The sequence below is a fragment of the Novosphingobium indicum genome, assembly GCF_014645195.1.
Lineage (GTDB): Bacteria > Pseudomonadota > Alphaproteobacteria > Sphingomonadales > Sphingomonadaceae > Novosphingobium > Novosphingobium indicum.
Genome location: NZ_BMLK01000029.1, coordinates 13816 through 39328, shown reverse-complemented (window position 1 = coordinate 39328; position 25513 = coordinate 13816). Strand labels below are relative to the sequence as shown.

The window sequence follows — 25513 nt, the reverse complement described above, 5'->3', positions numbered from 1 at the left end:
GATCGCGCCCCTCCAATGAATCATCATACCCGCCAAAACGCTACCGGTTTTTGCGGGTCTCCAGCTACAGCATTCGCTACCTGTGCACCCGTATCTCCCTGCACACTTTCAGTGAAAGTTTGCAAGCTCTCGCCAACTTTAAATAGGTTTAGGTTTTTTGCACCGCCAAGAGGGATGTTTGATGCTTCGTGACCTGCTTGCCACGGGAGAGGTCCGAGTGAGCCATATGGATGGATAAATTCCACATCAGACAAAATCGCCGCTGCGTCAGATGCTTAGATCAAAATAAGCCTGCAACGCCATCCACAAGAATTCCTCCAAACACCTATCATAGTTGAATATAACGAAATGCACATTTTCGAATGCTCGCTGCGGCTCTGCCTTCGCGACCAAAGAAAACAGCAGCTGTGCGAACGGCACATACCACGACTTCTGTAATTCAGAGTGCTCTAGGCTAGGCAGCTCTTGATCTCTGTAGTGTGCATCCATGTAAAAACTCCGGCCAGAACCGAATAGATAGGATTTTCGTTCCGCGTGAAGGATAACGCGCGCGATCGCAGCCATACCTAATCTTCTGACAGCGTCGTCGCCTTGATGGGTATGTAGATAATTGTCGATCGATTGAGCCATGGGGAGGCCGCGTCTAATTCGCTCGGCTGCGGCTTCCATTTTTCGAATTTCTGCTTGGTCATCAGTGTGCAAGCGCGGAAACATGTAACGAAGGCTATTAAGCAGTGCTTCATCAGAAAAACGAAAGGCGTGTTCGTTGGTCGTTACCAACACATCCCGAATGTTATCTTTAAGCTGATCCCCGGATGGAAGTCCGAGCTCGCAAGATGCACCGGCTCCAATAACGAAAGTCGTCTTCCGACTGAACATTGCGCTTCCCTCGTTGAATCAATGATACAAAGGTTAGGCGCCTCTCCTTTTAATGAAAATCCCGCGATCGCGGCAATATCCGCACATCGCGCGGATGGCGTGAGCGGGGGGGTGCGGCGGGCGGCTCGTCCTTCAAATCAGCCGGCAAAGTCCCGTCCAACCGCTCCAGCAAGCCCGAGCGGTCCGTCACCCGTTTCGCCATCAGGTGAACCACCCCTTCCTTGCTGCGCTGGACCTCGCCCGCGATCTCGGCGAGCCGGGCGGCCATGACGGGGCGACGCTGCTTCTCGAAATCGCGGGCCCAGAGCAGCGCGTTGACCACGCCGGTCTCGTCCTCGATGGTGATGAATACGGCATTGCCCTTGCCCGGTCGCTGACGCACCAGCACCACCCCCGCGCAGCGCACCCGCGCGCCGTCCTTCGCGGCATTGACCTCGGCACAGCTCAGCACGCCCTCGCTCGCCAGGCGGCGGCGCAGGAACTGCATCGGGTGGCCTTTCAATGACAGACGGTGCGTCTGGTAATCGGCCACGACTTCCTCGGCCAGCGGCATTGCGGGCAGCGCGGCATCGGGCTCGGCGCCGAGTTCGGGAGTTTCCATCGCCGCGAACAGCGAGAGCTGCTTCGGCGGCAGGCGGCGCACGTCCCACCCGGCCTGACGGCGGCCCTGCCCCAGCGAGCCGAGCGCATCGGCATCGGCCAGCAGCGCCATCGCCCGCGAAGGCAGGCTCGCGCGGGCGGCGAGATCCTGAATGTCGCTGAAAGCTCTGATGCCGCGCGCCTCCTCCAGCGCCTCGGCCCATTCCTGGCGAAACCCGCCGATCTGGCGCAGGCCGAGGCGCAGCACGCGCTCGCCTTCCAGCGTGCTATTCCACTGGCTCGTTCCCACGTCGATCGGGCGCACTTCCACGCCATGCGCGCGGGCATCCTGCACCAGTTGCGAGGGTGCGTAGAAGCCCATGGGCTGGCTGTTCAGCAGCGCGCAGGCGAACACTGCCGGATAATGGCATTTCAGCCAGCTCGAGACATAGGCCAGCCAGGCAAAGGCCTGCGCGTGGCTTTCGGGAAAGCCGTAGTCGCCAAAGCCCTTGATCTGTTCGAAGCAGCGCTCGGCAAAATCGCGCTGATATCCGCGCCGGACCATGCCCTCGATCAGCTTGTCCTGATACTCCGGCATCGTCCCGTTACGCCGGAATGTCGCCATGGCCCGGCGCAACCCGTCCGCCTCGGTCGGCGTAAAGCCGGCGGCGACAATCGCCAGTTTCATCGCCTGCTCCTGAAATAGCGGTACACCGAGCGTCCGACCCAGCACCTCGCGCAATTCGTGCTTGCTGCCGGGCGGGCCGGGAAGCTCGACCGCTTCCTCGCCATTGCGGCGGCGCAGGTAAGGATGGACCATGCCGCCCTGGATCGGCCCCGGCCGCACGATCGCCACCTGGATCACCAAATCATAAAGCTCTTTCGGCTTCATGCGCGGCAGCATCGACATCTGCGCCCGGCTTTCCACCTGGAACGTGCCTATCGAGTCCGCCCGCTGCAGCATCTCGTAAGTCGCTTTGTCTTCCCGCTTCACAGTCGCCAGCGAATAGTCGCCCAACCCATGCGCACGCATCAGGTCGAAGCTCTTGCGAATGCAGGTGAGCATGCCGAGTGCCAGCACATCGACCTTCATCAGGCCGAGCGCATCGATATCGTCCTTATCCCATTCAATGAAAGTGCGGTCCGGCATGGCCGCGTTGTGGATCGGCACCAGTTCGTCGAGCCGCCCTTCGGTGAGCACAAAACCGCCGACATGCTGCGACAAGTGCCGGGGGAATTCGAGCAGACTGCCCACCAGATCGCGCAGCTGGGCCAGTTCGGGATTGGCGGGATCGAAACCGGCTTCGGTAAGGCGCTGCTCGGGCAGTTCATCCTTGCTCCAGCTTCCCCAGATCGTGCCTGAAAGGCGCGCGGTGACGTCGTCGGTCATCCCCAGCGCCTTGCCCACCTCGCGGATCGCGCTGCGCTGGCGGTAGTGGATCACGGTCGCGGCGATCCCGGCCCGCTCGCGGCCATAGCGCCGGTAGATGTACTGCATCACCTCCTCGCGCCGCTCATGCTCGAAATCGACGTCGATGTCGGGCGGCTCGTTGCGCGCTTCGGAGAGGAAGCGGGTGAACAGCAGCTTCTGCTCGACCGGATCGATGGGGGTGATGCCGAGGAAATAGCAGACCAGCGAATTGGCCGCACTGCCGCGCCCCTGGCACAGGATCGGCGGATCGAGCGAGCGCGCATAGGCGACGATGTCGTGGACAGTCAGGAAGTAGGGCGCATAACGCTTCTCGCGGATGAGGCGGTATTCCTCCTCCAAGGTGCGGGCGTAGGCCTCCGGCAGGCCATCGGGGAAATGCGCCCGCGCGTTGCGGTCGACAAGATGCTCCAGCCAGCCTTGCGGCGTGTGGCCGGGCGGCACCGGCTCATGCGGATATTCGTAGCGCAGATCGTCAAGCGTAAAGGCGATCGCAGCGAACAGATCGGCACCCGCCGCCAGTGCTTCCGGGCAGCGGGCGAACAGGCGCGCCATTTCGGCAGGAGGCTTGAGGTAGCGCTCGCCGTTCGCCGCGAGTTTGCGGCCTGCCGCCTGCACGTTGGTGCCTTCGCGAATGCAGGTCATCACATCATGGAGCGCCCGGCACTCGCGCCCGGCATAGAGCGCATCGTTGGTGGCGATCAGCGACACGTCTGCCTGAGCCGACAGTATCCTACGCCGCGCCAGTTCACGCGCATCGCGGCCGCCGCGCGGCATCGTCGCGGCCAGCCACAGGTGCGGGACAGCCTCCTTCAGGCTGGCGAGCAGGTCCGGACTGCCGTCCATGGCAATCAGCGCCAGCCCTTCGGCATGGTCCAGCAGATCGGGCAGGTTCAGCAGGCACTCGCCCTTCTCCGCGCGGCGGTTGCCCAGCGTGAGCAGGCGCGTGAGCCGCCCCCATCCGGCACGGTCGACGGGATAGGCGACCACATCCGGCGTTCCGTCGGCAAAGACCAACCGTGCGCCGGTGAGCAGGCGAAAGCCGCTGCCCGGCCCGCCCAGATCCTTCCATGCGACATGCGCGCGCACCACACCGGCCACCGTGTTGCGGTCGGCTATGCCGATGCCTGCCATGCCCAGCGCGTGGGCGCGCGCCACCATCTCGGCGGGATGCGAGGCGCCGCGCAGGAAACTGTAGGCGGTGGCCGCGACGGGTTCGGCGTAGATCATGCGAAAAGGCCGTGCAGGTACCAGCGCGGATTGCCGGCCTCGTCGTAGAGGCCGTGGCGGAACACCCAGTAGCGCGCGCCCTCCTCGTCCTCGACGCGGTAGTAGTCGCGCGTCAACCCGGCCTCGCCCGGCACATGGCCATCGGGCTTGCGCCACCATTCGGCGGCGATCCGCTCGGGCCCTTCTGCGAGGACAAGCCGGTGCGTGCGTCCGCGCCAGTGCAGCCGGTGCGGCGGGCCGTCGGGAACGCTGGCCATGGCCGTGATCGGCTGCGGGGGATCGAGCAGGAACAGCGGCCGTGGCTGCGACGGCGGCTCGTTCCATGGCTTCGGCTGGGCGCGCAGGGCCGGCAAATGGCGCTGCGCCGCCTCGGGCCGATGGGTATCGCGCGCGGCAAGGCGCAGAACGCCGCCCTCCCCGAACCGGGTCGTCAGCCGGTCGATCAGTACGGCAATGCCCTCCGCCTCGGCAGAGGCCTTTCCGGCGATGTCCGACTGGACCGGATCGAGAGGATCGGCGCGCGTCACGCCAAGCACCACGGCATCGAAGCCGAAACCGGGATCGAGCGGGTCGGACAAGGTTTCGATCCGCTCGCGAAACAGCCGCACGATGCGCGCCGGATCGCGGCTCGGCACACTGGTATCGACGCTCAAGCGCCGCCGTGCGCCGTCGGTGCGCTCCAGCCTGACGACAAAGCGCCTGCCACCCAGACGACGCTCCTCCATCTGCCGCGACAGCTCCGTCAGCAGAGTCTCGATAACGTCGAGCACGTCTTCGGTGCGCCCGATCGGTTCGGGAAAGCGGACTTGTGCGCGTAGCCGAACGGGCGGGCGTTGCGGTGTCAGGGGCGTATCCCTTTCGCCCAGAACCGCCCGCAGCCGCGACACCGTCCCTTCACCGAAACGCGCGGCCAGTGCCGCCATCGGCCGGACCGCGAGGTCGCCCAGTGTAGTCAGACCCGCCCGGCGCAGGCCCGAAAGCGCATCCTCTGGCAGTTCCAGCGCGGCAATCGGCAGGGCACGGACATCGCCCTCACCGCTTCCAAACCGCGCCAGCGCGCGTGCCGCAGCAGCATGATCCGCAAAGGCATGGCGCGCGGTGAAGCCCGCTTCGGCCATGGCCTGACGCGCCAGTTCCGCCTCGCCGCCGAACAGGTGCGCGCAGGCGGTAATGTCGAGCATCACGCCGTGGGGCGGATCGAGCGCGGCCATGGGGGTGAAGCGCACCATGCGCGCCGTCAGCCGCTCAAGCGTGTGCGTATCGGTCTGCTCGTCGTGCGGCAGGCTCTCCAGCTCCGGGCAGCGCGCCCGCGCGTCGGCCAGTGTCATTCCCGGCGAAAGGCCCAGCCGGGCCGCCTGCGCGTCCACGGCCGAGAGGCGCAGCGCGTTGCCCGACCGTACCACGAGCGCCAAAGGCGTGGAGCACGAGTGCCCGGCCTCCCGGCGCACTCGCTCGCACGGGAGCCACGGGAACCACAGCGCCAGATACCGGCGCGGCATCGACGCGTTCTGCATGGAAATATCCTCCGTTCTCGTCTCCCCATTCGAGCCGCCAGCGCATCCCCGCAGGGCCGCCGCGCCGGCGGGACAGTTCCACTTCGATGGCAGGCGAACCCGGCGCATCGGCGAGCAGCGGGACGGACCGCGCGGGGCGGACGCTCCAACGGCTGTGCGCGGCGCTGGAACGGGGCACGGCATCGCCGCGCAGGACGATGACCGGCGTGCCGGATTTCTCGGCGGCCAGCACCAGCCGGCGGCTGGCGGTGAGGTCGTAGCGCGGCAGATTACCCCAGGTCTCCAGCACCACCGCGCCCAGCCCGCCACAACGCGCGGCATCGAGCCCTGCCTGCAGAAGCGCCGCCTCGTCCTTCGTTTCGACGAGCAGCAGCCGCGCCGGATCGACGCCCAGCGACTGAAGCCCTTCTCCGTAAAGCTGGACGCGCATCACCGCGCGGCGCGGGCAGCGGGCGAGCACAATGGGCTTTCCCCCGGCCCGGTCTATCGCCCCCAGCGCAAAGCCCATCGCTGCCGCAAGCGCTGTGGCGTCGGCATGGATCTCGTGCAGCAGCCCCCGGGCCGGCCAGGGAAAGCCGGACTCGTCGATGTCAGGCGCGGAAAGCGCCTTCAGGCAGGTATCGCTCTGGTCCGCAAGCATGGTGGAACATATCTCGAATCACTTTAATGTTCCTATTATGTTCCATTCATGGCCATCCTGTCCACATGGCTCTCATGCGAACAGGATGGAAGCGGCTTACTTGCGGCCGGCGAGTTCGGTGTTGAGCCAGAGCGCGATCAGAGTCGCCAGCGCGCCGGAGAGCAGATAGGCGCCCGAGGCGATGAGGCCGAAGTTCACCGAGAGCAGCAGTGCGGCCAGTGGTGCGAAACCGGCGCCCAGCAGCCACGACAGGTCGCTGGTGAAAGCCGAACCGGTGTAACGGTGCTCGGTCGCGAAGCCGGAGGCGACAACGCCCGAGGACTGCCCGAAGGCCAGCCCCAGCAGCACGAAGCCGACGACCATGAAGACGATCTCACCCACGGTCCCGGCATCGAGAAGCTGCGGCGCGAAGCCTGAGAACACGGCGATACCGACCGCGCAGGCGCCGAGCAGGCGGCGGCGGCCGAAGGCATCGGCAAGCCTCCCCGAAGCCACCACCGCGACGACACCGAAAGCCGCCGCGACCGCCTCGATCAGCAGGAAGCTCGTCGGCGTCTCGCGGGTGAAGAGATAGACCCACGAGAGCGGGAACACCGTCACCATGTGAAACAGCGCGAAGCTTGCCAGCGGAGCGAAAGCGCCGATCACGATGGTGCGCCATTCGGTGCGTATCGTCGACGAGACGCTGACCGGCTGCAGGTCGCGCGTGCGGAACAGGTGCTCGAACTCGCTGGTCACGACGATGCGCAGGCGGGCGAAGAGCGCCACCACGTTGATCGCGAAAGCCACGAAGAAGGGGTAGCGCCAGCCCCAGTCGAGGAAGTCGGCAGCCGAAAGCGAGGCCACCATATAGGCAAAGAGCAGGCTGGCGACGATCAACCCGAACGGAGCGCCGAGCTGCGGGATCATCGCATACCAGCCTCGCTTGTCCTCGGGCGCATTGAGCGCGAGCAGCGAGGCAAGGCCATCCCAGGTGCCGCCGAGCGCGAAACCCTGACCCAGCCGCAGCAGCGCCAGCAGCCAGATCGAGGTCATGCCCGCATCGGTGTAGGAAGGCAGGAAGGCAATGGCCGCCGTCGAGCCGCCCAGCATGAACAGCGCGATCGTCAGCTTGGTGCCGCGGCCATAGGCGCGGTCGATGGCCATGAAGACGAGCGAGCCGAAAGGCCGGGCAATGAAGGCCAGCGAGAAGATCGCGAAAGACCACAGCGTCCCGGTCAGCGCATCGACGAAGGGGAAGAACAGCGCCGGAAACACCAGCACCGAAGCGATGGCGTAGACGAAGAAGTCGAAGAATTCCGAAGTGCGGCCGATGATCACGCCGATGGCGATCTCGGCCGGCGACACCTGATGGTGCTCCTTGAAGATCGGTAGGCCCAGGGCGTCTCGTGTGGGCGTGGTGCTGGTCATCTCGATCTCGCGGCTTTCGTGTGTCTGGTCCCGCCGCCGGAGAACGCGTGACGCGCATCGGCAACGGGCGAATCAATGCCGGGCGCGCAAACGCCCGTCCTTCACGGGTTCACCCTATCGTCATTGATCGCGATCAAGGGGATTGGACAAAATGTCCTATGTTCGCCTTCCCGGCATCGGCCTAGGCGCCTCTTTCATGTGCTCCACCGAGTCCCACGAGATGCCGCGCCCCCCCCTTCTTCCCCCCGGCGCGGCTAACCCCGCCCGCCCGACAGTGCGCATCTTTGCCGCCCTGGCACTGTCGGGCGGGCTTTCAGCCTGCAACACGGTCGTTCTCAATCCGGCCGGCGATGTCGCACAGCAACAGGGTGACCTCGTCGTCATGTCGACGATCCTGATGCTGATCATCATTCTGCCGGTGATGGCGCTGACGGTGTTCTTCGCGTGGAAGTACCGCGCCTCGAACAAGGATGCCGACTACCAGCCCGACTGGGATCACTCGACCCAGCTCGAACTCGTCATCTGGGCCGCCCCGCTGCTGATCATCATCTGCCTGGGCGCGCTGACCTGGGTGGGCACGCACATTCTCGATCCCTATCGCACCATCGGCCGCATCGATGCGAAAACGCCGGTCGCGCACGATGCCAGGCCGCTGCAAGTCGAAGTCGTCGCGCTCGACTGGAAATGGCTGTTCATCTACCCCGAACAGGGCATCGCCACGGTCAATGAACTGGTCGTGCCGCAGGGCCGCCCGCTGCAGTTCAAGATCACCGCGTCGAGCGTGATGAATTCGTTCTTCGTGCCCGCGATGGCCGGCCAGATCTACGCGATGCCGGGCATGGAAACGCGCCTGCACGCGGTGATGAACCGGACCGGCGAGTTCACCGGTTTTTCCGCAAACTACAGCGGCGCCGGCTTCTCGAACATGCGTTTCGCCACCCGGTCGGTGACCGACGCGGACTTCGCCAAGTGGGTGAGCGGCGTGAAGGCCGGCAGCCGGAACAATGCCGGCGCGCTCGACCGTGCAACCTATCTCAAGCTCGAAAAGCCGAGCGAGAAAGTCCCCGTGATCCACTACGCATCGGTCTCGCCCGACCTCTACGGCGCGATCCTCGACATGTGCGTGGAACCCGGCAAGATGTGCATGAGCGAAATGATGGCGCTCGATGCGAAGGGCGGGCTCGGCAAGGCCGGCATCCGCAACGTCGAAATGCTCGCCTACGACAAGTACGGGCGCGAGGCTTCGGCCAAGGCCAATGCCAACCCGGATGCCGCCGCCAAGCGTGAACTCGCCTGGGTGCGCGCCCTGTGCAAGCAGGAGCCCGGTCAGGCTCCCGACACTACCGTCAAAGCCCCCGCCAACCCGCGCACACTGACCGGCGCCGGCCTTTCCGCACCGCAGTCCGTCGCCTGGGATCAGGGCGCGGACCCGGCGGCGCACTCCCCCCTGATTTCGCGGAACTGACTAGCATGGAATCCGTAGTTCACAATCACTGGAGCCCCCTGCTCGGCCGCCTGTGGTGGGATGCCGTTCCCACCGAGCCCATCGTGCTCGTCACCTTCGTGGTTGTCGCGATCGGCGGCGCCGCCGTGCTCGGCGCGCTGACCTATTTCCGCCTCTGGGGGTACCTCTGGAAGGAATGGTTCACCAGCGTGGACCATAAGAAGATCGGCATCATGTACATGGTGCTGGGCCTCATCATGTTCGCGCGCGGCTTTGCCGATGCGATCATGATGCGTCTGCAGCAGGCGATGGCCTTCGGCGGGAACGAGGGATACCTCAACGCCCACCACTACGACCAGATATTCACCGCCCACGGCGTGATCATGATCTTCTTCGCGGCCATGCCCTTCGTCACCGGCCTGATGAACTATGTCGTGCCGCTGCAGATCGGCGCGCGCGACGTCAGCTTTCCCTTCCTCAACAATTTCAGCTTCTGGATGACCGCATCGGGCGCGGCGCTGGTGATGACTTCGCTGTTCCTCGGCGAATTCGGCCAGACCGGCTGGCTGGCCTATCCGCCGCTGTCGAACCTCGCCTACAGTCCGTGGGTCGGCGTCGACTACTGGATATGGTCGCTGCAGGTCGCGGGCGTCGGTACGCTGCTCTCGGGCGTCAACCTGATCGCGACCATCGTGAAGATGCGCGCGCCGGGCATGACCATGATGCGCATGCCGGTCTTCACCTGGACCGCGCTTTGCACCAACATCCTAATCGTCGCGGCCTTTCCGGTGCTGACGGCGGTGCTGTGCATGCTCTCGCTCGACCGCTACCTGGGCTTCAACTTCTTCACGAACGACTTCGGCGGCAACGCCATGATGTACGTGAACCTGATCTGGATCTGGGGCCACCCCGAGGTCTACATCCTGATCCTGCCGCTCTTCGGCGTGTTCTCCGAAGTGACCGCCACCTTCTCGGGCAAGCGCCTGTTCGGCTATACCTCGATGGTCTACGCGACGATGGTCATCACCATTCTGTCGTACATCGTGTGGCTGCACCACTTCTTCACGATGGGGTCGGGCGCCAGCGTCAACTCGTTTTTCGGGATCACCACCATGGTCATCTCGATCCCGACCGGCGCCAAGCTCTTCAACTGGCTGTTCACGATGTACCGCGGACGCATCCGCTTCGAACTGCCGATGATGTGGACGGTGGCCTTCATGCTCACTTTCACCATCGGCGGCATGACGGGCGTGCTGCTGGCCGTGCCGCCTGCCGACTTCGTGCTGCACAACTCGCTGTTCCTGATCGCCCACTTCCACAACGTGATCATCGGGGGCGTGGTGTTCGGCACCTTCGCGGGGATCAACTACTGGTGGCCCAAGGCCTTCGGCTACAAGCTCGATCCGTTCTGGGGCAAGGTCAGCTTCTGGAGCTGGGTGGTCGGCTTCTACCTCGCCTTCATGCCGCTCTATGTCCTCGGCCTGATGGGCGTCACCCGCCGCATGCGCGTGTTCGACGATCCCAGCCTGCAGATCTGGTTCGTGATTGCCGCCATCGGCGCCGCCCTGATCGCCGTCGGCATCGCGGCCATGTTCGTCCAGTTCGGCGTCTCAATCATGAAGCGCGACCAGCTGCGCGACGAGACCGGCGATCCATGGGGCGGCCGCACGCTTGAGTGGTCGACCAGCTCGCCGCCGCCCGCCTACAACTTCGCGGTTACGCCGATCGTCCACGACATCGACGCCTGGGAAGACATGAAGCGCTGCGGCGTCCAGCGTCCGACCAGCGGCTTCCGGCCGATCCACATGCCGAAGAACACCGCCACCGGCGTGGTTCTGGCGGGTCTTTCCGCGGTGCTCGGCTTCGCGATGATCTGGTACATCTGGTGGCTCGCCGCCGCCGCCTTCGCCGGCATCCTCGGCTACGCGATCGCCCATACCTTCAACTACAAGCGCGACTATCACCTCCCGGCCCAGACCGTGGTGGAGACCGAGGACGCGCGCACGCGCCAGCTGGCCGCGGCGGGAGCCTGAACCATGAGCGCCACCACTCTCGACGCAGCGACGCCAAAGGCGAGCCCCGCGCAGATCACGGCCGCGTTCTATGATCTGAACGAGCACGATCATCCTGAAGGCGGCAGCACCATGCTGGGCTTCTGGCTCTACCTGATGAGCGACTGCCTCATCTTCGCGATGCTCTTCGCGGCCTATGGCGTGCTCGGCGGAAACTATGCCGCGGGCCCCGGCCCCAAGGACCTGTTCGAACTGCCGCTGGTGGCGGTGAACACGGCGATGCTGCTGTTTTCCTCGATCACCTATGGCTTTGCGATGCTGGCGATGGCGAAGAACCGCAAGGGTGCCACACAGGCCTGGCTGCTCGTCACGGCGCTGTTCGGCATGGCCTTCATCGGGATCGAGCTGCACGAGTTCGCCGGCCTGATCCACGAAGGCGCCACGCCGATGCGCAGCGGCTTCCTGACCGCCTTCTTCTCGCTGGTCGGCACCCACGGCCTGCACGTGACCTTCGGCCTGATCTGGCTGTTCACGCTGTTCGTGCAGATCGGCGCCAAGGGGCTGATCCCGGCCAACCAGCGCCGCCTCATGTGCCTGTCGCTGTTCTGGCACTTCCTCGACGTCATCTGGATCGGCGTCTTCACTTTCGTTTACCTGATGGGAATGCTGTGATGAGCGCCGCTGACCACCACGCCCACCCGAACCCGCACGCCGACGGGCATCACGACGATCACGAAGGCAACCACGGCTCGCTGCGCGACTACCTGATCGGCTTCATCCTCTCGGCCGTGCTCACCGCCATCCCGTTCTGGCTGGTGATGAGCGGCGCGATTGCCGACAAGCAGGCGACCGCGCTGGTCATCGTGGCCTTCGCCGTAGTGCAGATCGTGGTCCACATGATCTACTTCCTGCACATGAACACCAAGTCGGAGAACGGCTGGACGGTGATGGCACTGATCTTCACGATCATTATTGTCGGGATCGCGCTGTCGGGCTCGTTGTGGGTGATGTACCACCTCAACCACAACATGATGCCGATGATGAGCCACGACATGGGGCAGGTGCCCTGACCCCCTCGGCGGGAGAAGCGGACCATAGACGCCCGGGGCACCCTTCGCGGCGCCCCTGGGGCCTTACCCTGTTCCTCCTGCTCGCATTCGCCGCCTTCGTGGCGCTGGGCGTGTGGCAGGTGCAGCGCATGCACTGGAAGCATGATCTCATCGCCCGCGTCGATGCCCGCCTTCATGCCGCCCCGGTAGAAACGCCTTCCCGCAAGCGCCTGATGGCGCAGCCGCCGGGTGCCTTCGACTATCTGCGCGTGAAGCTATCGGGCACCTACGCCGGATCGCATACCGCCCTCGTCCGCGCCGCGACCGAGCTCGGCACCGGGTACTGGACGATGACCCCGATGCACCTCGACGATGGGCGCACGGTCTGGGTGAACCGCGGCTTCGTGCCCTCGGGCACCACGGCGGCGCGGGCCGGCAAGGCGACACCCTCGGGGACGGTGGCTGTCGTCGGCCTCGTCCGCTCCAGCGAGCCGGGCGGCAGCCTGCTCCAGTCCAACCGGCCGCAGGATGACCGCTGGTATTCGCGCGACGTGGCAGCGTTGTCCAAAGCCAGACATGTCACCGATGCCGCCCCCGTCTTCGTCGATGCGCAGACCGAAACGGCAACCAGCCCCTCCGGTATCTTCAAGCCCGTGCCCGGGCTCACGGTCATCCGGTTTCCCGACAACCACCTGCAATACGCCCTGACCTGGTTCGCCATGGCGCTGCTCTCGCTTGTCGGGATGGGCCTTGTCTGGCGCGGCAAAACGCGCACAGTGCCATGATGCGCCTGATCGCCCCCGTTCCGCCGACCCGCAGTGCGACCTGGCGCAATGTCCTGCTGCTGCTGCAACTGCGCTGGATAGCCGTATTCGGCCAGCTTGCCACTATTGTGGCGGTTGCCCAGATCCTTGATGCGCGACTGCCGCTGTTGCCGCTGCTGATGGCTCCGCTGCTGCTCATTCTCGTCAACTTCGCGACCGCCAGCCTGCTGCAGCGACGGCAGACCTTCTCGCAGCGCGAACTCTTCGCGGCTCTGGTGATCGACGTTCTCGCGCTGTGCTGGCAACTCTACCACAGCGGCGGCGCCACCAATCCCTTCACGTTCCTGTTCCTGCTGCAGATCGTGATAGGCGCGGTGATCCTGCAACCGCGTTGGAGCTGGATCATCGCGGTTCTGGCATGTCTTGCGATGGTCTTCCTGACCTTCGCCTATGTCCCTCTGGACCTTCCCGCGCGGCACGCGGCCAACCAGTTCCACCTTTACCAGCTCGGCAGCCTGTTCTGCTTCATTCTTGCCGCAGTCCTGCTGGTGTTCTTCGTCGTCCGGCTGGACCGCAACCGGCGCGAAAGCGACATGGCGCTCGAAGCGCTGCGCCAGCAAGCCACCGAGGAAGACCACATCATCCGTATGGGTCTGCTGGCCTCCGGCGCAGCGCACGAGCTGGGCACGCCACTGTCGTCGATGTCGGTGATCCTCGGCGACTGGGCCCGCCTGCCCACCATCGCCTCCAACGCCGAACTCGGCGAGGACCTTGCCGACATGCGGGTCGAACTGGAGCGCTGCAAGACGATCGTCAGCGGTATCCTGATGTCCGCGGGCGACCTTCGCGGCGAGAACCCCGGCGTTTCGACCGTGCACTCGCTCTTCGCGGATATCGTCGCCGACTGGCAGTCGCGCATGGACGGCGAACTGCACTTCGTCGACCGCTTCGGAGACGACGTCGCCATCGTCGCCGACCCCGGTCTGCGCCAGATCATCGGCAATGTGATCGACAATGCGCAGGAGGTCTCCCCCGCCCTCGTCCTTCTTGAAATCGCGCGGGAAAACGACGATCTGCTGATTACCGTCAGCGATGAAGGCCCCGGTTTCGCACCCGAAATGCTCGCCCGTGTCGGTCAGCCCTACACTTCCACCAAAGGGCGCGATGGCGGCGGCCTGGGCCTGTTCCTCGTCTTCAACGTGGTACGCAAGCTGGGCGGGCGGGTCTCGGTCGCGAACCGCGAAACCGGCGGCGCAACGGTATGGATCACGCTGCCGCTTGCAGCGCTGGCCTACCAGAAGGAAAAACCGGCATGAGCACAGGGCAGGACGGCGGCGCCACGCTCCTCATCGTCGAGGACGATCCGGCCTTCGGCCGCACGCTGCGCCGCTCGTTCGAACGCCGGGGCTATCAGGTGTCGTCCGCCACTTCGGCGCGGGAAGCGGACGAACAGGCGAAGGCCACCGACTTCGACTATGCCGTGGTAGACCTCAAGCTCGGCAACGATTCTGGACTTGCCGTGGTCCAGTCGCTCCACGCGACGCAGCCCGACACGCACATCGTCGTGCTTACCGGCTATGCCAGCATCGCCACTGCTGTGGAGGCGATCAAGCTGGGCGCGGCGCACTATCTCGCGAAGCCGTCCAACACCGACGACATCGAAGCCGCCTTTTCCAGCGCGCAAGGCAACCCGGAAGTGCCGGTCGACGGGCGCAAGAGCTCGATCAAGACGCTGGAGTGGGAATACATCCATCAGACGCTGGTCGAATGCGATTTCAACATTTCCGAAGCGGCCCGCCGCCTCGGCCTCCACCGCCGCACACTGGCCCGCAAGCTGGAAAAGCGGCGGATCTGATTACCAGCGCAGCCACCGCGACACGCCGTAGCGCCCGATAAGCGCGGCGATGACGACCGACGCGACGTGCCAGATACCCAGGTGCGCAATGGACTCGTCCGAACAGGCCATGCCGTTCGCTACCGAGCCCAACGCTCCGGCCCCGGCCCCCAGATAGAGCCCTGCCAGCCGCGGCGACACCGGCGCGCCCCGGCGCAGCCAGACGAACAGCGCCGCGCCGACCAGCAAGGATGCTGCGAGGCCAAGGTACATGCAATGCGCGCCTTGGACGTGCAGATGCCCGTTCACGCCGGCGCCGGTCGCGGCCAGCAGCCCGGCAAGCGGCAGGACGCCCGCCATGGCCATCGCCCACTTGGGCCCGTCGTGGTTCGCGCCCACTTGCGGCGAGGCCATCGTCACCACTGCAGCGATACAGGACAGCCCGAGGATCAGGAGCAGCCCGTTCACGACGACGAAGAAGACCGACACCTGTCCGCTCATCAGCCCCTGCCGCGCGCCTAGCGCGAAGAGCACCACGATCTCGGTGAGCAAGAAGGCAAGGCCGACCATGGCCAGCCCCCGCATTCTGTTGATGGGCCGCACCGGGGTGGCATCTGCAGCGATCCCGGCAATGAGGGCCTGGGTGGCGTCGTCCATATTCAACTGGCCTTCTCGATAATCGCGGCCAGCTTCTTAAGGCCGCGATGGACATTCACTTTCACGAGGGACTGGCTCTGGCCGCATCGCTGCGATGCTTCGGCCACCGAATATCCCTCTATCTTCACAAGCTCGATCGCCGCTGCCTGAGCGGGCGGCAACTGCGCGAAGAGCCGATCCAGACTGATGCGCGCCATCACGACCTCCTCGGCGTTCTCATCACCCGGAATATCGTCAAACAGTTCCTGTTCCTGAACCCGGTATTCGGCGCGCAGATGGTCGATCCAGCGATAGCGCGCAATCGCCGCCAGCCAGGGGTAGAACGGCCGTGAGGGATCGTAAGTCGCGCGCTTGGCGTGGACCGCCATCAGCACTTCCTGCACCAGATCGCCGAGCTTCTCGCGCGCGGTACGTTTCTGGAAATAGCGGCGCAGCCACTTCGCCGCTTGTTCGAGCAGCACCGCATAGGCCTGGCGGTCGCCGCGCTGCGCAGCCCGCATCAGCCGCGCCATGGTCTCTTCATCCCCTGTCATCGCGCCACTATCCGCATGCCGACTGTATCGAGCGCGAACAGACCGCCCCCTCGTGACACGAGAGTCAAGGCCATGGCGACCCACAGCAAGTGCACACTCCACCAGGCCTCGGGGAAAACGAAGACCTGTATGACCATAGTCATGCCCAGCAGCGCCAGCGCCGACAGGCGGGTAGCGAGGCCCAGCATGAGCAGGATCGGGAAGAGCGTCTCCGCAAACGTCGCCATATGCGCGGCAAGCTCCGCCGGGAGGGGAACGGCGGAATAGTCGGTTTCGAACAGGTAGTAGGTCGTATCGCTGGGCTGCAGCCATGTTCCGTCCACTACCTTGCTCCGTCCCGACCGCCAGAACACGCCGGCAAGCGCCAGCCGCACGAAGAGCAGGGCCACACTCTCGGCAATCCTGCCGCTGACGAGTGCCGTGCTCCTCTGCCAGATTGCCAGCGCCTGCTGCATCTCTCCCCTCCTCCGGTCTGAAATCAGCGCTCGATCGGGCTCAGCGAACCGAGGCCCTTGGGGGTCTTGATGGACGTGCAGGACCCCTTCTTGACGAGCTTCCAGGCGTTGCCCTGATAGTCGCGGGTAGAGGTGCCGGCACAGCTCGTGCCCGGTCCGGCTGCACAGTCGTTGTGGCCAGCCTTGGCCACGCCGTAGCACTTTTCCATCGGAGTCTTGTCTGCTGCGGCAGCCGGCTGCGCCGAGGCTACGGCACCGGTCAGAGCCAGGCCGGCCAGTGCGGCGATCGATTGGGTCTTCATGGGCATATCTCCTCATTGGCCCCGGCGTTGTGCCGAGGCTCCCGGAGACATTCGCGCCGCATCGCCGGAAGGTTACAGCCCGCATCTTTTTTTTGCCGCGCTGTAACCGCGACAGGGATCGCCGCGAATGATGCTGTGCCCGCCGGGTAAACAGCAAGTCAGGAGATCATCGATGTCGCTTCCGTCCAAAGCCACTTTCGCCGCAGTCGCCGCCTCTTTCGCACTTTCATCCGCAACGACCTTCGCCGCTTCCGCGCCCGCAGGCAGCAGCGGCGCCGCGCTGGGCAAGGACGACACCGTCCACTGCTACGGCGTGAACAGCTGCAAGGGCACGGCTGACTGCAAGACCACCCAGCACGAATGCAAGGGCATGAACGTCTGCAAGGGCCACGGCTTCAAGGCCATGAAGGCAGGCGCCTGTCTGACCAAGGGCGGTACGATCGGCGATCTCGGCTGATCCGACCTCCCGGCGGCCCGGTTCCCTATTCCGCCGCCCCCTCGGGGAACCCGGCCGCCACTCTCGTCAACGCTCCGGAGAGCCTGCCATGATGTCAGTCCCACCCTTCGCCGGCTTCGGCCTCGGCCTTCGCCGCCAGCACTACCGCGACTTCCTGGAAGGGACGATCGACGTCGATTTCGTTGAGGTCATTTCGGAAAACTTCATGGTTGACGGCGGGAAGCCGCTCGCGGTGCTCGAAGCCGTGCGGCAGAAACACGATGTCGTGCTTCACGGCGTGTCGCTCTCACCCGGATCGGCGCATGGCCTGGACCGAAACTACCTCGAAAGACTGCGCATGCTCGCCGAGCGCATCGAACCGCGCTGGATATCGGACCACCTGTGCTGGACCCGTTCGAGCGCGCACAACAGCCACGACCTGCTTCCCCTGCCCTACACGGCAGAAGCGCTGGACGTGATCTGCACCAACATCCAGATCGCGCAGGATCATCTGCGCCGGCCGCTGCTGCTGGAAAATCCCTCCAGCTATCTCAGCTTTCCCGAAAACGAGATGTCCGAATGGGAATTCCTTGCCGAAGTTGTTCACAGGACGGGGAGCTATCTGCTGCTCGACGTGAACAACATCTACGTGAGCGCCCACAACCACGGATATTCGGCCAGCGATTATCTCGACGGACTTCCTCTCGACCGGGTGCGGCAGATCCATCTAGCCGGCCATACGCCGGGGGAGATCGCCATCGACACGCATGACCGTGCAGTCTGCAGTGAAGTCTGGGACTTGCTTGGCGAAGCGCTGTCCCTGACCGGCCCCGTCGCGATCATGATCGAACGCGACGATGCCATCCCGCCGCTTTCAGAATTGCTCGACGAGCTGAACGTGGCGCGCCGCATTGCGGCCAGTGCCACTCGGGAGGCCGCCGCCGCATGACCCTCGCCGCCCAGCAAAGCCAGTTCATCGAGGCGCTTATGTCGGACGACGCCCCGCTGCCGGAACACTGGCAGGCCCGCGAACGCGCCGGCTACGCGATCTACCGCAATGCCTACCGCGCCCGGCTGATCGATACACTGCAAGAAACCTATCCGCGCACGGCCCTGCTGGTCGGGTCGGAGGCCTTCGGTGCCGCCGCCGCGCATCACCTGATCCTGCATCCGCCCACCGGCTGGACGCTCGACGATGCGGGCAAGGGCTTTGCCGAGACACTCGACAACCTGTTTCCGCAGGACCGCGACGTCTGCGAACTGGCGTGGACCGAATGGGCCATGCAGTCCGCCTTCACCGCTGCGGACATCACGCCGCTGGACGGGCCGGGCATGGTAACCGCCACACAGTCGTTCGACGATCGCGCATGGCAGGACTTGCGCTTGCGGTTCATGCCGGGACTGCGCTTTCGGCAAGTGCATCACGACTGCCGCGCCTTGTGGGAACTGCTCGGCGCAGAACCCAACATTGCCGCGGCGCGAGATCTTGCTCCTTTGGCGGAACCACAAGGTTGCGTGGTCTGGCGCGAGGGAATGCGCGCTACCTTCACCCTGATCGGACTGGCGGAAATGCAGGCTCTGGCCCTGATGATGGATGGCGCCAGCTACGGCGCTGCCTGCGACCATCTGGTCTCGCTGCTCGGCGAGGCGGCGGCGCTGGAGCTAGCCGGTGCCATGCTGGCCCGTTGGCTGTCCAGCGGGTGGATCGCCGCCGTCCAGTAGCTACCGTCAGGGCATGTGCACGAGCTTGCGGGTGCGGCGATAGAGGCCCCACACCAGCGCGATGAACAGCAATGTCCCGCCCACCAGCGCAGGCTGGGCGAAGCCATCACCGACCACCGCAATCGGACTGTCGCTTCCCGATGCGGCAACAATGCCCGCGAAGGTCACGCCCCACAGGCTCTCGCCGACAATCAGGCCGGTCGCGGTGAGTACTCCCATGCGGCTGGCGAATTCGGGATCGGATCGGCCCGCGGCCCAGCGTTCGTAGAACCAGCCGATCACCGAGCCCACTACGACAGGGAGGATGGCCACCATCGGCAGGTAGATACCGATACCCACACCGAGCGGCGGCAGACGCAGCTTGCCCAGCAGACCCAGCACTTCGTCGAGGATGACGAAGCCCACCCCCGCAGCAGCCCCCCAGCCGATCATCGCCCAGTTGAGATCGCCCCCGAGCACGCCCTGGGCCAGCGCCGAGATGAGCGCGGCCTGCGGGGCGGGAAGCGCGTTCGGCCCGGCGTTGGGCGCACCTGCAAACCCGAAGGCAGTGTTGAGCAGATCGAGCACCGGAGGAATTACCAGCGATCCGAAGACAACGCCGATCACCAGCGCGACCTGCTGCTTCCACGGCGTTGCGCCGACAAGCTGGCCGGTCTTGAGATCCTGCAGGTTGTCGTTGGAAATCGTCGCAACCCCGAAGACGATGCCCGTCACAATCAGCGCATAAGCGACCAGTGCCGCGGTCGTGTCGGGATCCTGTCCGCGCCCAAACAGCCCCACCAGCATGAGCGCCGCCGCGACGACGGAAAGAATGCCGATCCCCGACACCGGCGAATTGGATGCTCCGATCAGGCCAGCCATGTATCCGCAGACCGCCGCGATCAGCAGGCCGATGACGACGATGAACAAGAGCGCCCCGGCAATCAGTACCCCTTCCGATCCAGCGAGCGGACCGCCCGTGATCAAGCTCCACAGCAGAATGGCAATCGGCACCAGCATCGCCAGCGAGCCAACGAAAACCACCGCGATCGGCAGATCCTGCTCCTCGATGGCCAGCGCCTCACCCGAATGACGCGCGCGGCTGGCGGCCATGGCCGAGCGGATGCCACCGAGGACGGGCCCGGCGATCCGTACCAGCGTCCAGACAGCGGCAACACCGATCACGCCCGCGCCGAAGAAGCGCACATTCGCGCCGAACACGCTGTTAGCCCAGACTTCCGGACCGCCGGCCATCGGCATCTGCGCAGTCAGGATCGGCAGCAGCACCCACCAGCCGACGACGAGACCCAGGAACATCGCCATGCCGACCGACAGGCCGACGAGATGGCCCACGCCCAGAAGGGCAAAGGAGAGGCCACCGGATATGCCGGTCGCTCCCGATCCGGCGCGGAACCAGACCGCCGCTTCGCCGGCCGTCAGCCGCATCTGCGTGAGAACCGCAAAGCCCGCGGAGGCCAGCGCGTTCCAGACCAGCACCGAGAGGCCCTTGGCGCTCTCAGCAGCGCCTTCACGCGATCCCGAACCGACGCGCAGCACCTCGGCCGCGGCCTTGCCTTCGGGATAGGGCAAAGGCGTATCGACCACGAGCGCGCGGCGCAGCGGTACCGAGAACAGCACGCCGAGGATGCCGCCGGTTCCGGTAATCGCGGCCGTGGTCCAATAGGGGAAGCCCTGCCACCAGCCGATCATCACGAGGCCCGGCAGCACGAAGATAATCGCCGCCAGCGTCCCCGCCGCGCTCGCCACGGTCTGGACGATGTTGTTTTCCCAGATCGTCGAATCCTTGAACCCGCGCAGGATGGCCATGGAAATCACGGCGGCGGGGATCGAGGTAGCGAAGGTAAGGCCTACTTTCAGGCCGAGATAGACATTTGCCGCCGTGAACAGCAGCGTGATCACCCCGCCCAGCAGAACCCCGCGCAGCGTGAGTTCGGCAGCCGACCCCGCCCGTACCTGTGCCGTGCCCGCTTCGCTCGCCATGCGTCCCCACCTTGTTCACTTTATGGATGCCCGCTCATGGCACGCATAGACCTGCCGCGACAGTGCTAATCGCGCCCGCGTTCCAGAGGGTTACAACTCGGGCAGTGCCTGATCGGCAAACCCCCATCCCTGCAGTCCGGCGGAGCCCGCACGCTTCAGCAGCTCGGCGGCATCCGAGATCGTGAAGGCCGCTGCCGTCTCCATGTCGGCGAGTTCCGCCCAGGTGACGGGTATCGCGACCGGCGCGCCTTCGCGGGCCCTTGCGGAATAAGGCACGACGGCGGTTGCTCCGCGCTGGTTACGCAGCCAGTCGATGAAGATCTTTCCCTTGCGCTTGGCCTTGGACATCGTCGCGGTGAAGCGATCCGGCTCCGCCTTGCTCAGGGCTTCGGCAAAGCGGCTTGCAAAGTCCTTGTGCGTGTCCCAGTCATGCCCGGTGCGCAGCGGAACCAAGACGTGGACGCCCTTTCCCCCGGTCAACATTGCAAAGCTGACCAGCCCCATGTCCGCCAGATGCTTCTCCAAGTCACGCGCTGCACGCTTGACGTCGGCAAAGTCCAGCTCCTCGTCCGGATCGAGATCGAAAATCATCCGGTCGGGCTGTTCGACGGCTTCCTGATGGCAGGCCCAGGCGTGAAATTCGATGCTCCCCATCTGAACGCAAGAGAGCAGCCCCTCGGCGCTGTCGACGTAGAGATAGGGCTGCTTCTTGCCGGACTTCTCGGCGATCGAAACGTGATGCACGCTCTCGCCGAAGCTGCCGCTATCGTGCTTCTGGAAAAAGCACTTCTTCGCCCGCCCCTGCGGACAGCGCACAAGGCTGACGGGACGCCGCGCGAGGTGGGCCAGCATGACCGGCGCGACCTGCGCATAGTAGTCCGCCAGATCGCCCTTGGTCTGCCCGCTGTCGGGGAAGATCACCCTATCCCGGTGCGTGATCTTGATGTCGGAAGGCGGATCATCCTGCTCGACCTTCGCGGCCCGCTCTGGCTTCACATCGACGGCAGACTTGTCATCGCGCAGGCCAAGGAAGGAGGCATGGCGAACGCGGCCTTCCGCGGTGAATTCGGCAAAGGCCACTTCGGCGACCAGATCGGCCCGGATCCACTGGGCATTGCGTGTTTCCGATGCCGGGGCCTCCAGCGGCGGTGTCTTGCGTGCCCGTGAAGAAAACTTCGATGCGAGCTCGTCCATCGTGTCGCTGGTAAAGCCGGTTCCGACCTTGCCCTTGTAGGTCAGTTCACCGTCTTCGTGCTGCGCCAGCAGCAGCGAGGCAAACGGCCTGCCGCGGGCCTTGCTCGGTTGCCAGCCGACGATCACGAATTCCTGCCGGCGCGTGCACTTGATCTTGAGCCAGTTGCGCGTGCGTTTGGCCCGATAGGGCGCATCGGCACGCTTGCTGATGATCCCTTCCTGATCCGCGCCGCACATGGCCTCGAGCAATTGCTCCCCGGCACCGATGACATGATCGGCCACGTGGACCGGCGGCCTGGCATCGGCCAGCAGTCCGGCAAGCTGTTCCTTGCGCTCCAGATTGCTGTGCGCCGTGAGATCCTCGCCATCGAGTTCGAGCAGATCGAAGGCATGGAAATCGAGGTACTGCTGCTTGCCCTGCGCGCCATGACCGCGCTTGAGCACGGCCTGTAATGCCGAGAAGCTAGGATTGCCATCCTTGCCGGACGCGGTGACTTCGCCATCGATCAGACAGGGTGGTAAATCGAGTGCCGCAAAGGCATCGCGCAGCGGCGCGAACTTGTCGGTCCAGTCCTGGCCCGATCGGGTATAGACCACGACCTTGTCGCCCGCCGCAGCCACGAGGCAGCGATAGCCGTCGAACTTGATTTCATGGAACCAGTCGCTGCCGCCCGGTACGTGATCGACCAGCGTCGCAAGTTGCGGCTTGCGAAACTTCGGTGGCTTACCCTTGGCCTGCCTCCCTGACTTGCCCGCAGCGACCTTGCGGGTGTGTTCGGCTGCCTCGTCCAATGCCTTGTCGAGCTGCGCGCCCTTGCGATCCTTGAAGGAATGCTCCCCTTCGTCATCGCGGGCGATCTCCTGCATGGTTCTGCCCGTCTCGATGCTGGTCAACTCGCGGCGCACAAGGTCGTCTTCGCTGCCCGTGTATCCGTCATCCACCTTGCGCAGCAACCAGTTCTCGCGCTTTTCGCCCTTGCGCGGTTTCATCCGCACCAGCAGCCATTCGCCCTTCATCCGTTCGCCTTCGAGGATAAAGTGGAGATGACCGCCCTCCAGATCCTTGGCGCTCTTGCCTTCTATCGGCCGCCAGGTGCCCTTGTCCCAGAGCATGACCGTGCCGCCGCCATATTCACCTTGCGGGATCGTGCCCTCGAAGCCACCGTAATCCAACGGATGGTCCTCGGTCCGCACCGCCAATCGTTTGTCCTTGGGATCGAGGCTGGGGCCTCGCGTGACCGCCCAGCTCTTGAGAACGCCGTCAATTTCCAGGCGAAAGTCAAAGTGGAGCCGCCGTGCCGCGTGTTTCTGCACGACGAAGCTGTTGCCGCCTTTCGTGCCGCGCTTGCCCTTCGGTTCGCGGGTCCGCTTGAAATCGCGCTTGGCGTTGTAGGTGGAAAGCGCATCGCTGTCGGGCTTCCGGGCCATCACGCGCTCTTACGCTTGCGGCCGCTCTCCCCGCTGCCTTTCCTGGCGGATGCACTCTTCTTTTTCTTGGAGGCTTTGCCACCGCCTTCTTCAACCGACTCCTTCAGGGCCGCCATCAGGTCGATCACGTTTGAACTGCTGGAAGCGGTCGGGGCCTCATCGTCCTCGACAACCCGCTCGCCCTTGGCCTTTATCTTCTTGTCGATCATGTCCTTCAGTGCATCGACATAGCGGTCGCTGAATTCGTCCGCCTCGAACGGGGCCGTCTTCTTCTCGATCAGTTCGGTGGCTAGCGAGAGCAGTTCCTTGTCAGGCTTCTCATCGCCGATCGCGCTGAAGTAGGTCTGCGCGCGGCGCACTTCGTCGGCATAACGCAAAAGCTCGAGCACCATGCCGCGCCCGCAAGGCTTGAGCGACACGAGATGCTCGCGCCCGCGCACGGACAGTTGCCCCACCCCCACCTTCTTCGAAGCCCTCAGGGCCTCGCGAAGGACAACGTAGGCTTCCTCGGCGAGATCGTCCGCCGGCACCACGAAGTAGGGCTTTTCATAGTACAGCACGTCGATCTCGTCGGCATCGACGAACTGGACGAGGTCGAGCGTACGCTTGCTTTCGACCTTCACGTTCTCGATCTCGTCATCTTCGAGGAGAACGTAATTGTTCTTGTCGACCTGATAGCCTTTTATGATGTCGTCGCGATCAACGGGGCCCATTCCCGGCACGACCTTCTCGTATTTGATCGGCTTGCCCGAGGGCTCGTGGATCTGGCGAAAGCTGATCGAGGCACCGCTCTTGGTCGCGGGATAGACTTCCACCGCGATGGAAACGAGCGCCAGCCGGATCTGTCCCTGCCAGTATGCGCGTGCGGCCATGAAAAGTCCTCCTGTGCAGCATAAGCAACGAAGGCGAGCACGACCGGTTCCGGCGGCTCAGGCCACCGCCCTTGCCTTGGGCAGATACCAGCTGGAGCCCGGGGCCAGATAGGAGGCCGCAAAGCAGCCGAAGCCGCACAAGGCGAAGAGGTATGCCAGCAAGGCGGGAAGCCCGTTCCCGGGAACGGCGAACCATACGAATTCGAGCCCTTTTCCGAAAAGCGCGGGAAAGGCTGCCATCGCCAAGGCTCGCGGCGAGCGGCGTACTTGCGGCAATAGCAGGGCAAGCATGGGAACGATGCCCAGGATACCGATCACCGCCAGCACCCATATCCAGGCCCCCTCGGCACGAACGGCATACCATCCGGCACTATGCGGCAAAACGTCGGCCCAGATCAGAAGGTGCGGAAGGAACTGGAAGAGGAACCACAAGGTCAGGCAGATCAGCAGCACTGCGCCAAGCGCCCCTGTATGCCGCGGCGCCGGTCTATGCGTCAGCCGCAACAGCAGAATTGCCAGATAGGCCACGCAGATCTCGAGGAGCAGCACCTGCAGGGTGTAACCCGAAGTCTGGAATTCCACGTCGAGCGACATGAACCAGTCGACCGCCAATAGGGATCCGCCAAGGGTGAGCACGATGAGGGACAGGACAGTAGCCCGCCTCGAAGAACGTCCACCCACCTGACTGCGCGCGATAGCCGCCAATGCGACGAACCACAGGATCGTGCCCGTAACGAACGGGACGACGCCCAGCCATGGATTATCGAATTCGTTTTGCCCGAAAAGGCTCGCCTCCCCGCAGATCGCACCGCAGCCGACCAAGACGGGGATAAAAGTCAGTGCGGAAATGAACCAAACGCCCGCCGCAGACTCGCTGGCACTCCTGAGGTCCGCTTCCCAACCGCCATGCACAAGGCGCATGACCGCGAGCAGCATAAGCGCGCCAAGCGGAATTGCCTGCAGGAAAACGGCGGCGGCCAGCCATCCCATCAAGGCGGCAGGCGCGTCGACGACCACGCACAGCAGCGCAGCAAGCAGAAACGCGAACCCGGCACTGCCGAGACCAATTCCCCTCACCAATTCAACGAACCGCATGGACGCCCTCTCTCCTGTATCCGTACCGGTAAAAGCCGCGACCTGAGGTCCGGCC

23 protein-coding genes are annotated in these 25513 nt (G+C 64.6%); 10 read left to right on the top strand and 13 right to left on the bottom strand.

What is annotated here, in order from left to right:
- Window positions 1-267 precede the first annotated feature (267 nt).
- From IEX64_RS20955 to IEX64_RS20940, 5 genes are all read right to left on the bottom strand, one after another.
- Complete coding sequence (locus IEX64_RS20955) at window positions 268-879, bottom strand: hypothetical protein (RefSeq protein ID WP_188822925.1); 612 nt, start codon at window positions 877-879, stop codon at window positions 268-270.
- A gap of 49 nt (window positions 880-928) precedes the next feature.
- Window positions 929-4117 carry an error-prone DNA polymerase gene (locus IEX64_RS20950; RefSeq protein WP_188822923.1) on the bottom strand — a complete coding sequence of 1063 codons (3189 nt, stop codon included), beginning with the start codon at window positions 4115-4117 and terminating at the stop codon, window positions 929-931.
- A complete protein-coding gene (locus tag IEX64_RS20945; RefSeq protein ID WP_373290181.1) occupies window positions 4114-5463 on the bottom strand; it encodes a Y-family DNA polymerase in 1350 nt (449 codons plus the stop codon). Before IEX64_RS20945 ends, IEX64_RS20950 begins: the two co-directional genes overlap by 4 nt.
- Window positions 5363-6271, bottom strand: coding sequence for an ImuA family protein (locus IEX64_RS24505; protein WP_229710615.1), 909 nt, complete (start codon window positions 6269-6271; stop codon window positions 5363-5365). Before IEX64_RS24505 ends, IEX64_RS20945 begins: the two co-directional genes overlap by 101 nt.
- A gap of 96 nt (window positions 6272-6367) precedes the next feature.
- Window positions 6368-7681: an MFS transporter gene (locus IEX64_RS20940; protein ID WP_188822921.1), complete on the bottom strand. Its 1314-nt coding sequence runs from the start codon at window positions 7679-7681 to the stop codon at window positions 6368-6370.
- Between the two features lie 220 nt (window positions 7682-7901).
- On the opposite strand from IEX64_RS20940, the gene cyoA reads away from it, so the two are divergent.
- Genes cyoA through IEX64_RS20905 form a run of 7 tightly spaced genes read left to right on the top strand, consistent with a single transcriptional unit; the run spans window position 7902 to window position 14805 of the window.
- On the top strand, window positions 7902-9146 hold the full coding sequence (cyoA, locus tag IEX64_RS20935) for a ubiquinol oxidase subunit II (RefSeq protein WP_188822920.1): 1245 nt from the start codon (window positions 7902-7904) through the stop codon (window positions 9144-9146).
- 5 nt (window positions 9147-9151) lie between these two features.
- On the top strand, window positions 9152-11158 hold the full coding sequence (gene cyoB, locus IEX64_RS20930; protein ID WP_188822917.1) for a cytochrome o ubiquinol oxidase subunit I: 2007 nt from the start codon (window positions 9152-9154) through the stop codon (window positions 11156-11158).
- Between the two features lie 3 nt (window positions 11159-11161).
- The gene (gene cyoC, locus IEX64_RS20925; RefSeq protein ID WP_188822915.1) at window positions 11162-11809 is read left to right on the top strand and encodes a cytochrome o ubiquinol oxidase subunit III; all 648 of its coding nucleotides are present in this window, start codon (window positions 11162-11164) and stop codon (window positions 11807-11809) included.
- Complete coding sequence (gene cyoD / locus IEX64_RS20920) at window positions 11809-12207, top strand: cytochrome o ubiquinol oxidase subunit IV (protein ID WP_188822913.1); 399 nt, start codon at window positions 11809-11811, stop codon at window positions 12205-12207. Before cyoC ends, cyoD begins: the two co-directional genes overlap by 1 nt.
- A complete protein-coding gene (locus IEX64_RS20915) occupies window positions 12204-12971 on the top strand; it encodes an SURF1 family protein (protein WP_308422621.1) in 768 nt (255 codons plus the stop codon). Before cyoD ends, IEX64_RS20915 begins: the two co-directional genes overlap by 4 nt.
- A complete protein-coding gene (locus IEX64_RS20910) occupies window positions 12971-14266 on the top strand; it encodes an ATP-binding protein (RefSeq protein WP_373290179.1) in 1296 nt (431 codons plus the stop codon). Before IEX64_RS20915 ends, IEX64_RS20910 begins: the two co-directional genes overlap by 1 nt.
- Window positions 14263-14805, top strand: a complete 543-nt coding sequence (locus IEX64_RS20905) for a response regulator transcription factor (RefSeq protein ID WP_188822909.1) — start codon at window positions 14263-14265, stop codon at window positions 14803-14805. The genes IEX64_RS20910 and IEX64_RS20905 overlap by 4 nt, the downstream gene beginning before the upstream one ends.
- On the opposite strand, the gene IEX64_RS20900 is transcribed toward IEX64_RS20905, so the two are convergent.
- From IEX64_RS20900 to IEX64_RS20885, 4 genes are read right to left on the bottom strand one after another with little or no spacing between them, the layout of a single operon-like run.
- Entirely contained in the window at window positions 14806-15441 is a 636-nt protein-coding gene (locus IEX64_RS20900) for an NrsF family protein (protein WP_188822908.1), read from the bottom strand.
- 2 nt (window positions 15442-15443) lie between these two features.
- Window positions 15444-15974 carry a sigma-70 family RNA polymerase sigma factor gene (locus tag IEX64_RS20895; protein WP_188822905.1) on the bottom strand — a complete coding sequence of 177 codons (531 nt, stop codon included), beginning with the start codon at window positions 15972-15974 and terminating at the stop codon, window positions 15444-15446.
- Complete coding sequence (locus tag IEX64_RS20890) at window positions 15971-16429, bottom strand: DoxX family protein (RefSeq protein ID WP_188822903.1); 459 nt, start codon at window positions 16427-16429, stop codon at window positions 15971-15973. Before IEX64_RS20890 ends, IEX64_RS20895 begins: the two co-directional genes overlap by 4 nt.
- A gap of 23 nt (window positions 16430-16452) precedes the next feature.
- Window positions 16453-16731: a BufA1 family periplasmic bufferin-type metallophore gene (locus IEX64_RS20885; protein WP_188822901.1), complete on the bottom strand. Its 279-nt coding sequence runs from the start codon at window positions 16729-16731 to the stop codon at window positions 16453-16455.
- Between the two features lie 172 nt (window positions 16732-16903).
- On the opposite strand from IEX64_RS20885, the gene bufA2 reads away from it, so the two are divergent.
- The 3 genes from bufA2 to IEX64_RS20870 all read left to right on the top strand — a co-directional run bounded on the left by bufA2 (window position 16904) and on the right by IEX64_RS20870 (window position 18889).
- Window positions 16904-17188, top strand: a complete 285-nt coding sequence (bufA2, locus tag IEX64_RS20880; protein WP_188822899.1) for a BufA2 family periplasmic bufferin-type metallophore — start codon at window positions 16904-16906, stop codon at window positions 17186-17188.
- A gap of 91 nt (window positions 17189-17279) precedes the next feature.
- Window positions 17280-18116: an MNIO family bufferin maturase gene (gene bufB, locus IEX64_RS20875; protein ID WP_188822931.1), complete on the top strand. Its 837-nt coding sequence runs from the start codon at window positions 17280-17282 to the stop codon at window positions 18114-18116.
- The gene (locus IEX64_RS20870; protein WP_188822897.1) at window positions 18113-18889 is read left to right on the top strand and encodes an HvfC/BufC N-terminal domain-containing protein; all 777 of its coding nucleotides are present in this window, start codon (window positions 18113-18115) and stop codon (window positions 18887-18889) included. Before bufB ends, IEX64_RS20870 begins: the two co-directional genes overlap by 4 nt.
- 6 nt (window positions 18890-18895) lie before the next feature.
- Here the strand turns inward: IEX64_RS20870 and IEX64_RS20865 are convergent, their stop codons facing one another.
- The 4 genes from IEX64_RS20865 to IEX64_RS20850 form a co-directional block, all read right to left on the bottom strand.
- Window positions 18896-20869, bottom strand: coding sequence for an OPT family oligopeptide transporter (locus IEX64_RS20865; protein WP_188822895.1), 1974 nt, complete (start codon window positions 20867-20869; stop codon window positions 18896-18898).
- Window positions 20870-20959: 90 nt separating this feature from the next.
- Window positions 20960-23491, bottom strand: a complete 2532-nt coding sequence (ligD, locus tag IEX64_RS20860) for a DNA ligase D (protein ID WP_188822893.1) — start codon at window positions 23489-23491, stop codon at window positions 20960-20962.
- The gene (gene ku / locus IEX64_RS20855; RefSeq protein WP_188822891.1) at window positions 23491-24363 is read right to left on the bottom strand and encodes a non-homologous end joining protein Ku; all 873 of its coding nucleotides are present in this window, start codon (window positions 24361-24363) and stop codon (window positions 23491-23493) included. The genes ligD and ku overlap by 1 nt, the downstream gene beginning before the upstream one ends.
- A gap of 57 nt (window positions 24364-24420) precedes the next feature.
- Entirely contained in the window at window positions 24421-25458 is a 1038-nt protein-coding gene (locus IEX64_RS20850; RefSeq protein ID WP_188822889.1) for a hypothetical protein, read from the bottom strand.
- Between the last annotated feature and the right edge of the window lie 55 nt (window positions 25459-25513).

What these genes read in the sequence shown, in the direction of transcription:
- IEX64_RS20955 (WP_188822925.1), bottom strand. Translation starts at nt 879, where the DNA reads ATGTTCAGTCGGAAGACGACTTTCGTTATTGGAGCCGGTGCATCTTGC.
- IEX64_RS20950 (WP_188822923.1), bottom strand. Translation starts at nt 4,117, where the DNA reads ATGATCTACGCCGAACCCGTCGCGGCCACCGCCTACAGTTTCCTGCGC.
- IEX64_RS24505 (WP_229710615.1), bottom strand. Translation starts at nt 6,271, where the DNA reads ATGCTTGCGGACCAGAGCGATACCTGCCTGAAGGCGCTTTCCGCGCCT.
- IEX64_RS20940 (WP_188822921.1), bottom strand. Translation starts at nt 7,681, where the DNA reads ATGACCAGCACCACGCCCACACGAGACGCCCTGGGCCTACCGATCTTC.
- cyoA (WP_188822920.1), top strand. Translation starts at nt 7,902, where the DNA reads ATGCCGCGCCCCCCCCTTCTTCCCCCCGGCGCGGCTAACCCCGCCCGC.
- cyoB (WP_188822917.1), top strand. Translation starts at nt 9,152, where the DNA reads ATGGAATCCGTAGTTCACAATCACTGGAGCCCCCTGCTCGGCCGCCTG.
- cyoC (WP_188822915.1), top strand. Translation starts at nt 11,162, where the DNA reads ATGAGCGCCACCACTCTCGACGCAGCGACGCCAAAGGCGAGCCCCGCG.
- cyoD (WP_188822913.1), top strand. Translation starts at nt 11,809, where the DNA reads ATGAGCGCCGCTGACCACCACGCCCACCCGAACCCGCACGCCGACGGG.
- IEX64_RS20910 (WP_373290179.1), top strand. Translation starts at nt 12,971, where the DNA reads ATGCGCCTGATCGCCCCCGTTCCGCCGACCCGCAGTGCGACCTGGCGC.
- IEX64_RS20905 (WP_188822909.1), top strand. Translation starts at nt 14,263, where the DNA reads ATGAGCACAGGGCAGGACGGCGGCGCCACGCTCCTCATCGTCGAGGAC.
- IEX64_RS20900 (WP_188822908.1), bottom strand. Translation starts at nt 15,441, where the DNA reads ATGGACGACGCCACCCAGGCCCTCATTGCCGGGATCGCTGCAGATGCC.
- IEX64_RS20895 (WP_188822905.1), bottom strand. Translation starts at nt 15,974, where the DNA reads ATGACAGGGGATGAAGAGACCATGGCGCGGCTGATGCGGGCTGCGCAG.
- IEX64_RS20890 (WP_188822903.1), bottom strand. Translation starts at nt 16,429, where the DNA reads ATGCAGCAGGCGCTGGCAATCTGGCAGAGGAGCACGGCACTCGTCAGC.
- IEX64_RS20885 (WP_188822901.1), bottom strand. Translation starts at nt 16,731, where the DNA reads ATGAAGACCCAATCGATCGCCGCACTGGCCGGCCTGGCTCTGACCGGT.
- bufA2 (WP_188822899.1), top strand. Translation starts at nt 16,904, where the DNA reads ATGTCGCTTCCGTCCAAAGCCACTTTCGCCGCAGTCGCCGCCTCTTTC.
- bufB (WP_188822931.1), top strand. Translation starts at nt 17,280, where the DNA reads ATGTCAGTCCCACCCTTCGCCGGCTTCGGCCTCGGCCTTCGCCGCCAG.
- IEX64_RS20870 (WP_188822897.1), top strand. Translation starts at nt 18,113, where the DNA reads ATGACCCTCGCCGCCCAGCAAAGCCAGTTCATCGAGGCGCTTATGTCG.
- IEX64_RS20865 (WP_188822895.1), bottom strand. Translation starts at nt 20,869, where the DNA reads ATGGCGAGCGAAGCGGGCACGGCACAGGTACGGGCGGGGTCGGCTGCC.
- ligD (WP_188822893.1), bottom strand. Translation starts at nt 23,491, where the DNA reads ATGGCCCGGAAGCCCGACAGCGATGCGCTTTCCACCTACAACGCCAAG.
- ku (WP_188822891.1), bottom strand. Translation starts at nt 24,363, where the DNA reads ATGGCCGCACGCGCATACTGGCAGGGACAGATCCGGCTGGCGCTCGTT.
- IEX64_RS20850 (WP_188822889.1), bottom strand. Translation starts at nt 25,458, where the DNA reads ATGCGGTTCGTTGAATTGGTGAGGGGAATTGGTCTCGGCAGTGCCGGG.